The 12,901-nt window shown below is 46.3% G+C and carries 9 protein-coding genes and 3 tRNA genes; all 12 read right to left on the reverse strand.

Annotated features, from left to right (window positions below; translation table 11 throughout):
- Positions 1 to 257: 257 nt before the first annotated feature.
- The 12 genes from ACS8E3_RS00765 to ACS8E3_RS00820 all read right to left on the reverse strand — a co-directional run bounded on the left by ACS8E3_RS00765 (position 258) and on the right by ACS8E3_RS00820 (position 12,891).
- On the reverse strand, positions 258 to 1,088 hold the full coding sequence (locus ACS8E3_RS00765; RefSeq protein WP_439240207.1) for a ComF family protein: 831 nt from the start codon (positions 1,086 to 1,088) through the stop codon (positions 258 to 260).
- A gap of 16 nt (positions 1,089 to 1,104) precedes the next feature.
- On the reverse strand, positions 1,105 to 2,529 hold the full coding sequence (locus tag ACS8E3_RS00770; protein WP_439240209.1) for a phospholipase A: 1,425 nt from the start codon (positions 2,527 to 2,529) through the stop codon (positions 1,105 to 1,107).
- Between the two features lie 490 nt (positions 2,530 to 3,019).
- A complete protein-coding gene (dsbD, locus tag ACS8E3_RS00775; RefSeq protein ID WP_439240211.1) occupies positions 3,020 to 5,200 on the reverse strand; it encodes a protein-disulfide reductase DsbD in 2,181 nt (726 codons plus the stop codon).
- Positions 5,201 to 5,255: 55 nt separating this feature from the next.
- Positions 5,256 to 5,777: a protein-disulfide reductase DsbD N-terminal domain-containing protein gene (locus ACS8E3_RS00780; RefSeq protein ID WP_439240213.1), complete on the reverse strand. Its 522-nt coding sequence runs from the start codon at positions 5,775 to 5,777 to the stop codon at positions 5,256 to 5,258.
- Positions 5,778 to 5,938: 161 nt separating this feature from the next.
- Positions 5,939 to 6,388 (reverse strand): type II secretion system major pseudopilin GspG, encoded by a 450-nt coding sequence (gspG, locus tag ACS8E3_RS00785; RefSeq protein WP_439240661.1) that lies wholly within the window; start codon positions 6,386 to 6,388, stop codon positions 5,939 to 5,941.
- Positions 6,389 to 6,725: 337 nt separating this feature from the next.
- Entirely contained in the window at positions 6,726 to 7,928 is a 1,203-nt protein-coding gene (gene gspF / locus ACS8E3_RS00790) for a type II secretion system inner membrane protein GspF (RefSeq protein WP_439240215.1), read from the reverse strand.
- A gap of 131 nt (positions 7,929 to 8,059) precedes the next feature.
- Complete coding sequence (locus ACS8E3_RS00795; RefSeq protein WP_439240217.1) at positions 8,060 to 9,049, reverse strand: hypothetical protein; 990 nt, start codon at positions 9,047 to 9,049, stop codon at positions 8,060 to 8,062.
- 376 nt (positions 9,050 to 9,425) lie between these two features.
- Positions 9,426 to 10,361, reverse strand: coding sequence for a helix-turn-helix domain-containing protein (locus ACS8E3_RS00800; protein WP_439240219.1), 936 nt, complete (start codon positions 10,359 to 10,361; stop codon positions 9,426 to 9,428).
- 415 nt (positions 10,362 to 10,776) lie between these two features.
- Positions 10,777 to 10,852 (reverse strand) — tRNA-His (locus ACS8E3_RS00805).
- Between the two features lie 39 nt (positions 10,853 to 10,891).
- Positions 10,892 to 10,968 (reverse strand) — tRNA-Arg (locus ACS8E3_RS00810).
- Positions 10,969 to 11,067: 99 nt separating this feature from the next.
- Positions 11,068 to 11,144, reverse strand: a tRNA-Pro gene (locus ACS8E3_RS00815).
- 229 nt (positions 11,145 to 11,373) lie between these two features.
- Positions 11,374 to 12,891: an McrC family protein gene (locus ACS8E3_RS00820; RefSeq protein WP_439240221.1), complete on the reverse strand. Its 1,518-nt coding sequence runs from the start codon at positions 12,889 to 12,891 to the stop codon at positions 11,374 to 11,376.
- Positions 12,892 to 12,901 lie beyond the last annotated feature (10 nt).

Raw genomic sequence — 12,901 nt, forward strand, 5'->3', positions numbered from 1 at the left:
CAAGCGTTACCCACTTATAGAGGCAGTTGTATATTCTAAATGTGCAATATTTGTTCCATCTCTGTCTCTAATCAAGATAAGACAGTCGCTTGAAGTGTTATTTGCTCACTATTAATAACACGTTGACAAGCTCACACTCTTACAAGTTTAAATAATACAAAAACAATTCATCTTTATTATATACAAAAATAACACTAAAGACATAAAGACTCTAGTTATAGTAAAAATAAACGGTAGTTTTTAGAAGATGAGCGGGGCTATTTTTGGTTTTGACTGCCATGCGCGAGGGCGTAAGCTGAAATATGGTACTTAGTCGCCTTGATATCAGCAGGCTGACTGTCGCTATTCGTGATCCCAGTGACTTCTTCAGAGGTTAGATAAGGATGAGTGGGAATGACAGCACGTGCTAACGCTTGCAGGCTTGCGCCTGTGGTTGCGACATCATCGAATAAGAGCAGACGTTTGACTGGCGGGGTTTGGGTGAGTACAAAAGCCTCATTTAGATTAGTCAGGCGCTCGCTACGGCTCAGACCTTGCTGACTGACGGTATCATCCTGACGTTCTACCCCATACCATAAGGGGATTTGCCAGTGTTTGGCGAGATAGACCGAGAGGATAGTGACCGGGTCAAAGCCGCGTTTGAGTAAGCGGCTATCAGTAGTAGGCATAGGTAAGATGACGCTATTACCCGCATGACAGCCTTTCGGCCGGGGTAGTTGACGCAGCATATGTACAAGTAGAGGTAGGCGGGTCATATCCTCACTATGCTTAAAAGCACGAATGGCTTGGCGCAGCGGATAATCGTAGTAGCTGGCCGCTTGAATCGGCAAAGTAACTGACGCGGCAATATCGACATAAAATGGCGCCGGTAGCCAAGCGATACTCCGCTGACAGCGGCTACAAAGCAGGCTTTTATTAGCAGTTGCAGACTGACTAGAGGAGCGTTTGGCTGATGGGTCTGCATGGTTAGAATTTGTAGGGTCATTATAGGGCGCTTTACGGTAGCAGCCGCATAACTGGCAGCGTATATTGACATACTCTGCCAGCCACAACCCCAACTGATAAGGCGCTAAGCGGCGCACAACCATTAGTCTGACCTATAGTCTAAAATCCTTTCCAATCATTTAATACAATACCGAAGCCGATAGAGGTATTTTCGTGATTGTAATCAATGATGGATTCGCCGTACCCTTGGAAAAGTTGCACATAGCCATTGACGTTTTTGGATAAAGGATAAATATAGTCGATTTGGGCTGCGCCTTTATTAGTGCTTGGGTTGTAGCGCAGCGTACCACTGAGGCTCTGTTGATCGGGTAGATCATACAAGAACTTGATATCACCATAGCCCATGTAATCCTCGATATCCGAATTATCCTCGCTACTTTCATCTTCATTATTCACCCGAACCCAAAGTCGCGGTACCACAGAGAACTTGCCCCATTCGGCCCCGGCCATCAGATAAGCGCGATTCCATGAGCGGGAAATAGGATCTGATTGGCCATTGGAGTGGTGAATGGCGCCCGCGCCTAGCATACGTAGACGTCCACCAAAAGGCAGGTCAGCGGTAACCGGCTGGGTCAAAAATATCTCTGGCTGATAGTCCGTCGCTCGAAACGGTCTAGAGTTGTCTTCGTTATAGACCTGCCAATGCGATTCTTGCGTGTAGCCAAACCATAAGTCAGCGCTGGTATCAAATAAATCTTCGCCGACTTTGGTTTTTAGCGATAATTGAAATTTGAGCTCAGTATTACGAATATCATTAGAGTCGTAGTCTCGACCTGGCTCATCTGGATTGCTAGAGGTTGGGTTGAGATTGGGATCAAAAGTATAAAACAGCGGCAACACATAAGTCGGTCGATACGGTCTCACCGTCCATGTACCGCGCTCGCTGTTTTGGTCTAGATCATAAGCTAAGCTCAGCGGAGAGTATTTCTCTATTTGCTCTTGGGTGACTCCCACTTCTTCTAACACTTTTGCTTCTCTTTGTGTCAGTCCTACGGTATCTAAGCTTCGAGTAGTCTGCGCTTGTTCCGCGTCTAGAGTGTCGTCAGTATCGTCTAAGTCGTCTTGCGCAAGGATCACTTGCGGCTTACCCGAGATAGTGGTTCTAAAGGTTTTGGCTAGATCTACCGGCTGCTTACTCATGGTATAACTAGGTGTTTTGCCTTGCTCTGCTACTTTATCGAAACAGGCCAAACGCGCCGCGCTAGTCTGTACTTCCGTACATTCAAGAAACAGTTGAGCTTGCTGAGCGATAAAAGCATCGCTCGGCATTTTGCTACGATCAATAGAGCCGTCAGGATTTGTCATCGGCTCATTCATACCTTGCGACGAGTCCTCGCTTACGTACTCTACATTGGCACCGGCTACTGGTATCTCGTTGTAGATAGGCGCTTCTGTGGCGGCTTGTGCTTGCAGAGCGGTGCAACTTAAGGCGACGCCTATAGCCACGTTTAGAGGCGTCTTTAGTGCAACGTTCAACGTCGGGTGACGCTGAGCTTGATATCGGGTGATAACCTGAGCAAACATAGTAGTCCTTGGTCATAATGGGCAGAGATGCCGGCATATTATCTGCTATCAATAGCACAAATAATTCGAGACTATACTCAGTTCAAAATAAAAAGGGTCGAGAGTTTTGGCGTGCTGCTGGTATAAATCCTTCTAGCGTGCGGTTCATTTTCGGCGCTGTGCAAGATTTATCTCTGTAACACCTCATGCTTTTTAAATTGAATCGACTATAGCGGTGATAGTCAGCTATATAAGAGACAAATCATTGAATACTTTTAAAAGCTGCTACTGCCTTAGCTAGGTAAAGTAACGCGGCAGCATCGGCTATCAAATATTGTTGCGTTATTGTAATAAAATTATGCGCATTATACTAGCATTATCCCTACTTAATATTGACAAGGTTAAATGAAAAAAGACTTAACAACGCTAATCATTTTCAGCCATAAAAAAGCGCGATATCCACCCTATAAAGCTGAATATCGCGCTAATAAATAACTTATTAAAATTAATGTCACTTATTCAAAGCCGTTAAAGTCTGCTCAAACTCTTGGCGACCGATTTCACCGACCTGCTTATTGACCAGCTCTCCGTCGATATAATATAGCAGCGAAGGCGGTCCAAACAGCTGATAGTGCGCTAAGATAGCTTTTGAGTCTGCCGTAGTCTCAGTGATATCGAGTCTAACCAATTGCCAGTCCTGCATCTGCGCAGGACGGTTGGTAAATAAGTTTTTGTCCATGATGCGGCATTCAATACACCAATCGGCCGTGAGATCGACGATGACTTTCGGGTTTTTCGCCGTAATCGCATCAAGCTCTGCCAGCGTAGTGATATGCTCATCTGTTGCTTTATTGGCTCCTGCGGCTTGATCACTAGTCTGACCTGCTGATGGCACCATCATCGGTGCTGCTGTTAATGATGCTAGCGGTTGTAAGCTGTCATCATTGCCTAAAGCCGCGCCAATGATGAGCATCGTCGCCCAAATCCCAACGACTAGACCTAGCGCCTGCGTCAGCATACGCGCCCTACCGACCCAGCTCCACGCCCAAGTCGCTACCACCATAAACCATAGCGCCCACACCAGTAACATCACTGGTGAGATAAACACTCGCTCGATCAGTAACAGTGCCACGGCGAATAATAACAGCGCAAAGCCCTGCTTGACCCAGTTCATCCACGCGCCCGCTTTTGGCATAATCTTGCCCTGGGTCGCACCAATCAAGATCAGCGGCGCAGACAAACCAAACCCGAGCATAAATAACGCGGCAAAACCCAATAGCGGACTGCCAATAGTCGAGACCGCCAATAGCGCACCAAACAATGGCGCAGACACACAAGGCGAGACCACTAACGCCGATAAAAACCCAGCCACTAAACTACCGCCAGTACTGCCAAGCTTACTGTCGCCAACTTGGCTTAAGCCCTGCATCTTGTTGCTAATGGCGCGCGGCAGACGAATGCTAAAGACACCAAGCATGTACAGCGCCAGTAGTACAAAAATAATAGCAAAGCTAATTAGAATAATAGGGTTTTGTAGCCAGCCGATGATACCGAGCGACTCACCAAATACCGCAATCACCGCCCCTAAGATACCGTAAGCGATAGCCACCCCTAGCGCATAGCTGGTGGTTAAGATAACGCCCTTTTTGACCGTTGGGTTCTCTTGACGCGCAACAATATTGGCGACTATCGGCAGCATCGGTAAGACACAAGGCGTGAGTGCTAGTCCTAATCCTGCTATAAATAATAGTAGTAAAGCCAGCCAAGGATGCGTTGCAAGCCCAAACGGATCACTATTATCTAGACCGTTGACCACGCCACTACTATTATTCTCGGTACTCGATGTCGTGCTTTCATCGTCAAGGCTGGCACTATCTTCGCCGTTGACACTGCTATCGCCACCAGAGACTGAGCTCGTCGCTGTCATGTCGCTCTCTAAAGTATCATAATCGATAGCATCGCTGTCTAAGTCATCATAGTCGACAGCCTCGTCAGCCGCTGCCGCAGACGTTGAGGCTGATTGGGCAGCTACTGAGTTATCGCTACTAGCAGTATTGCCAGCGGCGGCTATTGTAGACGTATCCGCCTTACTACTATCACTATTCTCGCTATCATTACCACTTTTAATAGACACTGTGGTTTTGATCTTCTCAGGGGGATAGCACAGACCGGCTTTGGCGCAGCCTTGCCAGCCAATCGTCACCTCGCCAGCGCTCACGCTTTTACCGTTGGTGCTTGTCAGTGTGGTGCTAGCGATCATATTGGCCTGATCAAACACCGGCACTTGCCCATAAGTTGGATCGTCGATGGAGACCGGCTTTTGATTAAAACTGAAAGGGCTGGCGGTTACTCCAGCAGGCAGCTTAAGTTTGAGCTGATCTTTATAGACATAATGCTCAGGGGTAATCTCAAAATTAATCGCTAGCCGCGTGCCGTTAGCCAAGGCTTTTGTGCTGCTAGTGACCTGAAAAGCCTCGTCCACGGGCAAGAACTTAGGAGGAGCTTCAGAGCTATTGCCAAATAAATCGCTAAGGGCAGACGCTTGAGCAGTGCTAGAGACAGCCATCAGTCCTGTCGCTGCCGCACCCGTTAGTAACGAGCCGCCAGATAGTCCTAACGCCAACAGATAAGCGGCTCTTGAGCGGGCTTTTTTCGTCGGCGCTGGATGGTTTATTGACGTCGTTTTAGACATAAAGGACTACCTTTTTATTACTAGTGCTGGACTAACAGGGTACTGATAAGGGCTATTAAAGAGTCGCCGGAATATTGATTTTGGTTTTTACTTTTTCTGGTGGGTAGCATAGTCCTGCGGTAGCGCAGCCTTGCCAATCGATAAGGATCGGGGCGTTTTTGGCGCCTTTACCGTTTTTGGTTGCTAAAGTGGTGGTAGCAACGACGGTTCTTTGTTTAAACACCGGCACTTTACCAAAAGTAGGATCATCGATAGTCACCGGCTTTTGACTGTAGGTAAAAGGCGTCGCGCTGATGCCTTTAGGAAAGCGCACTTTTAGCTGGTCTTTATAAACATAGTGACCTGGCGTGATGTCAAAGGTAATCGATAGGCGCGTGCCTTGACTCGTGGATTTGGTGCTAGTCAAGACATCAAAAGCCTCATCCACTGGCAAAAACTTCGCTTTGCTCCCGCTGTTATTACCAAACAGCTCATTTAAGCCCGCCGCTTGCGTACTCATAGCAGCCATTGATAGTACGAACGCCATAGCTATCGTACTTAGGCGATTGGTTGTTTTAGAAGTTCGCATAATTGACATAAAAAACTACCTTTTGTTGCAACGACTTATATTTAATAAAAAATATCAACCAATAACGACTTATTGATTGATATTGAGTGCTTATATAATAAAAAGCTAGATGGCAAAAGACGATGTGAAAGAAGGCTAAGCAGCGCTATAACATTTTTAAAGTAATTCGACTATATTTGCGCGTAGATATCCGCGTCTAGCCCTTCACCACCCGGCTGATTATCTGCTCCCAAGGAGAACAAGTCATACTGACGCCCTTCGCTACCAGGTGAGGCATACTGGAGCTCATTATCCCAGCCATCTGTTGGATAACCGCCCTTGATATAGCCGCCTTCTGGATAGTTTTTGGCATTGCTTGGCGGCGTCGTCAGCGCATCTAGTCCTTGGCCTGAAGTGGGATAGCGCGAGTTGTCCACTTTATACATATCTAGCGCGTTTGATACGGTAGCAAGCGCCGTCTCTGTGGTTTTGACTCTTGCTTTGTCACTTTGCCCCACCACTCTGGGTACGACTAAACCGGCCAAAATCGCCAAAATAACAATGACCACCATAATCTCAATCAAAGTAAAGCCTGCTTGTGAGCTTGTTTTTGTCAGGTGGCGCTGGTGCTGTACTTTCATGCTGATCGTTTGCGCTTGGTCCATCATAGTCATCGCTTGCATCCGTACCGGGTTAATAATAAAAGTGAGTAATAAAAGGCTGTAAAATTTAATAATAATCACTATAGACTATGAGTTGCTATTTTTCCACTATCGTCAGCGAACTGACGATGCTCGGTGCTTTATATTTTTAGTACTTCTTATTTAAAGCTCAATATTGCGCTTTTTTAGGCGCATCCTATCAACGGCATCAGGAACAACCGCTACTATAGCCTAATGTGCTATCTGGCATAAGCGTAAACAGGCGTCAGTCAACAATCTACAACAGTGCGCAAAACTTAAGAAAGCTAGCACGGGCTTATCCTGCCAAGTCATTCATATTGACGATAGGTAGCATCACCGCCATGACGATAATCATCACGATAACACCCATAAACACTAGCATCAGCGGCTCAAGTAGCGATAGTAAAGTACTAATAAAGTTAGTGGCTTCCGCCTCTTGCATGTTTGCCGCACGGCTCAGCATGTTTTCAAGCTCGCCTGAGTTCTCGCCGCTCTTGATCATCTGTACCATCATCGGCGGAAAGTACGAGGAGCGCTCGAGCTGACTGGAGAGACTCGCGCCTTCGGTGACTCGATCGGCTGCAGTGATAATGGTCTGCTGAATATGCAGGTTAGTCGCCACTGCCGCGCCTATGTGCAAAGCCTCGATCAGGGGCACGCCGGAGCGCACCAATATCGCAAGCGTACTAGCGAAGCGAGCGGCATTTAGGCCTTTGGATAGTCTCGCTAATATCGGTAGTTTTAGTACCAGGCTATCGATAGCCAGCTTACCTGCCTGCGTTTGCGCGAAGCGGTACAAGACAAACCCGGCCGCCGCTAACATAAGCAGCATCAGCCACCACCAATCAGTAATAACATTCGATAGCGTCAGCACTACTTGCGTAATCCAAGGCAGCGCTTGCTCGGACTGTTCAAAGACTTTGACAATTTTGGGTACTACAAAGCTCATTAGCCCCATGATAACCGCTGCCGCCATAACCATCAGTATAATGGGATAAACCATAGCGCCTTGAATCTTCTTTTGTAGAGCAAAGCGGTTTTCGGTGTAGTCGGCAAGCTGATTGAGGATGAGATCTAAGTGACCGGATTTCTCGCCGGCGGCAATGGTGGCGATATAAAGGGGCGGAAAGCTGGCCGCTTGCTGCAAAGCTCGCGCCAAGCTTAAGCCTTCTAATACATGCGAGCGTACCGCTAGCATTAAGGATTTTATATGGGTTTTAGGCGATTGTTTGGCGACGGCCGCTAGCGTTTCTTCTAGTGGAATACCGGCCGCTAGTAGCACCGATAGCTGACGCGTTAATAGCGCTAGCTCATAAGCAGAAGGTTTTTTATAGCGGTTTTTATGTTTATTTTGTCTGTCATTGACGGCGCTGACTTCTACAGGTGTCCAGTGCTTATCACGTAGCTGCTGGCGTATCTGCCGCGCAGAATCGCCTTCTAATAGGCCTTTTTGCATCGCTCCTTGGTCATCAAAAGCTTTGTAATGATAAGCGGTCATAACAGCAAGGATCCTAAATGAGCGAATAAGGGGGAAATTAGCGTGACAATACCGCAAACAAGACAACTTTAGAGTCGCCGGTTATAAAACTTTTTTAACGTTCAAACCTAATTGAAGCATTAGAACAAGAATTAGAACAAAGGAGTCGAATCTTGACTCTCAGGCATCATTCCTTGTAGCAATAATACCTCTAAGTGCTGCTGTTGTAGTTTTTTATCAAAGTCATTGACCTCGGCAATCAGCATTTTTTCGATACGCTTGTCGCTGGCATAGACGCTCAAACGCGCACAAATCACCGCCAACTGATAAACACGCTTTTTGCAGTAGCCATCTAGGCCTTGTAGCAGACGTACCATATAAGGCGTCTCAAGACTGGCGTAATCATAGCCCTCAACCACTTGTTCGCCCAATGCCGACACGCCGTAACTGATAGAGAGATGCGCGCAGAAATAACAGCTAAATAAATAACCAATGACATGGCCAATATAATAGCCACGATCATAAGTGAAGCTACTGACACCGAAGTGACCTAAGACATAGCTATTGAGACTACCTTGATCGGTAATAGGCTTGCCATGCTTGAGCTTGCCGATAGTAGGCAGGCGCAGCGGATTATGACCCTCTTGCGCGGTGAGCTGCCAACCTGCCGGCTGCTGCGCAGGCATGGTGCTAACGATATCAGCGATAATATCATCGACCACATGTAGCTGCTGCCAAAGGCGCTCTATAGATTCCACTTCGAGCAAACCACGTTTATCAAGCTGCTGGGCGAGCGTAAACTGCTGATATTCAGCGAACTGCGTCTTCAAGGTTTGCACTAAATAAGTGGGACGCATATTTGCGGGAGCTAGATAAAGTAGGCGCGTGCGCTCATGCTGAGCACGATAGAGCGCGATTCGCTGCTCCGCCACATTGCTCTGGGTGTCGAGCGCTGCTGCGCCTTGATCGATGACATCCGCTACGGGCACTAAAAACCGCTCTAATAGCTCAGCCTTATTGGACGCTGTCGTAGAGGATAATGGCTCGTGATACAGCCTCTCTTTGTTTGTATGGTTTTCACTGCTATCTTGAGCTGCAGGCTCTAGCGCAGTAAAGTGTTGCTCAGAATTTGGTTGGGTCATAGCATATCTTCGCTAACAAAAATAAATATCGTTTAGACAGTATCGTTTTGGTATTGATACTCTAAAACGAGTCACTGTCTATAGTACCTTAACCCACTGCAGTTGTCAGCTGCCCTGAAAGGGGATAACGCACTGTTTTATATATTGCAAGACAAGAGTGGCGCTCGTAGCGAAAGACAACACGCTAGAAGAATTTATGCCAGTAGCGCTTAAGTTCACTAAGAGGTATCGTTTTTCTTTTGCTGCTGGTTATAATCCTAAAAATCGCCAATAAAAAAGCACCAAGATTATAGATTTAATCTTGATGCTTTTAGCATTGAAGACGACTATCGTTTATGGTATCGGCGCATCATGATATTCCGGCATTATGACTTGCTTAGACCGCTATCTTGTTTTGATACTGCTGGCGATAGGCTTTTGGCGAGACGCCATAAACGCGTTTAAAAGCTTGACTGAAGGTGGAGTCAGAGGCATAACCGACCAGCTCACTGATACGGCTAATACTGTTTTGCTGCAAACGCAAGTAGCGGGACGCTAAGCGTAGACGATAACCAATTAAGTAAGTCAAAGGCGGCATACCGACTACTTCTTTGAAGCGTTGCGCGAAACTCGAGCGCGACATACCGGCCACTTCAGCGAGTTTATGGATTGTCCAGTTCTGGCTCGGGTCACCATGCATAGCGGCTATCGCTTTAGCAAGATAAGGATCTTTTAGTGCCCTTAGCCAGTTATCAGTCGCCTCAGGTAAGCTCTCTATATAAGTACGCAAGCACTCAATCATCATAATACCTGCCCAGTGATTGATGACCGCCATCCTACCCATGCGCTCTTTTTCAGATTCTAAGGTTAATAGTTTGACCTCAATATCCACAACCCCAAACCTAGCATCAGAAGATTCGCTCAGCTCAGGCAGAATCGATGGTAGCACTGACAATAAAGGACGAATTATCTCTTTATCATATTGGCACTCAATCAATATCAAAGACGCATTGTTATCGCCAGTAACGTTTAGCTCGATAACCTTACTGCCTTCATTAACCAATCTGGTATCCAAAGATTTCGCTTCATTACCGTGATAATTAAGCGCATAACTAATATGCTGAGCAGCATTAGATATCATAATAATATCACCGGCGTTAGCTTGACGCACTTCATTACCAACATCAAGACAAAACCCACCAGATAGCACTAAATAAAACAAGATGGTATCTTTTTTATCGATTGAATAAGACCAGTTACCAGCGCCATTCAGACGATGATATTTGGTTTCGAACAAATTCACGTTTTGTAATAACACGCTTAGTGCGTCCATCGATTTTTCCTTCAACACTCTAATGGCTAATTAGTCAGCGGTAGCAAAATAAACTACCTATCTGTTAGCAAACAAGTCAAATCGTTCAATTTGGACTCTAAATAAGAATATACGTACGCTAAACACATCTTAGCCTTAAACAATACCACTAATCTAGGCTTATACAAAGCATATAAGAGCTTGGATAAAAGCTCAAATATAATCGCGATAGCTTGGCGAACATATAAAAAAGCAGAAAACTATAAAATCCAGACGCAAAAAAATGCCCAAAAAGGCAAGCGTTAATAGATTTTATACTATTTAGGGTCTAAATATTTAGGGGTTTAAGCTAAAAGGAGAGATAGAACTAAGCTTTGCAAGCTGCAGAATAGTCAGCTACAAGGTTTACTAAGATAAAAAGAAGAAATGAAAATAATGGGGCGACTGATGGGACTCGAACCCACGACAACCGAGATCACAACCCGGGGCTCTACCAACTGAGCTACAACCGCCATAACTATTGCCAAGGAAGGCAAGATTTACAGGCTAAATGGCGCGCCTGGCAGGATTCGAACCTGCGGCCACCTCCTTAGAAGGGAGATGCTCTATCCAGCTGAGCTACAGGCGCTCTTAAGGGCTTTTTATCTATTTAGGCTGAGCTATTATTTAAATATAAGCAACTAAACCATTATACATAAAAAAAAGCCTGTAAGGCTCTTAAAATAGATGGTCGGAGTGATAGGATTCGAACCTACGACCCTCTGGTCCCAAACCAGATGCGCTACCAAACTGCGCCACACTCCGAAAGTCTCTATTGTCTCGACAGTTAAAACATTTAAATAATTATTGGCTATCAGATAAACTGCGCTTTTAATTACTTCGTGTTCCTCGCTATCGAGGTGCACATATTAAGGGGAAATGACGATACTGTCAACACCTATTTTTAAATAATTTTATCTTGCGCTATTTTGTAGAGTCATTTGGGGCATATTGATTGTTTTAATCGAGGCCACCTTTTGCCATAGTTATTGCTCTATACAGGTTCTATGGAGCTTAGTATCTGTCCCGTCAAGACATTAAAAGGCATCAACCAAAGGGTTCCTTCTACCGGCTTAGCACTAGAAGCGCTTTGATTTTGAGTGCGGTTTGCGGCTCTGTTATCTACCTTAGTAACAGAGCTAAAGCGTGAGTCAAACTGACGATGCAGTGCGATCGGCCGCTGGCTGCTATCAGTCACGGGATAGACCAGCCACACTTGCTGGGCCTGATAAGCCTGCGCGTAACTACTCAGTTGATAAGCATCACTAGCGCTAATATCACTAGTCTTAGCCAACAGCTTCCACTTGATATCTATCACATGGCTACAATGGCGGCTAGCGATACCGGGAACGCAGCCCTGCTCTGTCGCCTGCCGATAGATCAATAAATCAGGGCGCATAGACAGCTGAGCTTGGCCTAAATGATCTTTGAGCCAAACGTGCTGAGCTTGATAAAGGGGCAGATAATGACCTTGCAGCTTCGCAAAGCTAGCGGCAATACTTAGGCTCGCCCACTGCTCGAAGGCTTGGTTCATATTGAGTAATAAACACAGCCGTAGTGGCGATGAATGATTAAGGTCTTGCTGTTGACGACTACTCTGATGACTGCTGATGATATTGCCCGTCGGCATCGTTGCCGCTTGAGTCTTGAGTAGCCAGTGAGCGAAGGCTAGCAGCTGCTGAGACGCCTGACGTTGCTGTCTGCCAACAGGCTGCTGGCTAAGCTGCTGCTTAGCGCTGATGTATAACGAGTCAAGCTGCCGATACTCATGGGCGCTAAGGGCAGTGATGCTGCGCCACGCCAACCCATCTTTGGGCAACAGCGGATAGTTAAGCAGTGGCTCAATGAGCTGAAGAGCGCTTTTAATCAGCCGGTTGCTGAGCATCTGAGCGCTTAAGGTGCTGACTTCGCTGACAAATTTATGCGGCTGATAGCTGTTATCTCGCAGCTGCTCTTTGATGAGCAGTTTACCTTGTAAAGTCGCTTGGTTTTCAACCTTGGTTTGATAGTGCTGACTCGGCTGATAACGACTGAGTAGCTGCAAAAACTGCTCTAGTAGCCATTGCGATATAGGAGTGTCTGCTACCGGTAGCGGCGTCAAACTTGTGCTTGCTTGCCCGAAATTTTTGAGCGTTGGCAGTTGAGCATCACTGGCATTAATCAAAGCGCTCAGCATTTGCCCAACCCACTGGCGTGTTTGTACTATATTCTCAGAGTGTGAATTATTCTGCGAGTGTGAGGTTTTAGCAGGCGCTTTACTGAGAGTATTAGCAAGCGTTTTTGGTAGTACCTCTAAAGTGATATGACTAGGCATAAGGATGACGCCTATATAATGACCGACTTTGAGCTGCCATTGACCGCGCTGACGCTTGATACTAAATACAGGCAACTCTTGCGCCATCAGCCACATGAAATCGCTGGCATAAGCAAAATCTTCTACCGTTAGGCGTTGGTGCTCATACACACTCATCACTGCTTGGGCCGCACTATCTATGTTTGTTTTAGATACCATCGTTTATTCT

Source organism: Psychrobacter sp. 2Y5, assembly GCF_051847375.1.
Taxonomy (GTDB): Bacteria; Pseudomonadota; Gammaproteobacteria; order Pseudomonadales; family Moraxellaceae; genus Psychrobacter.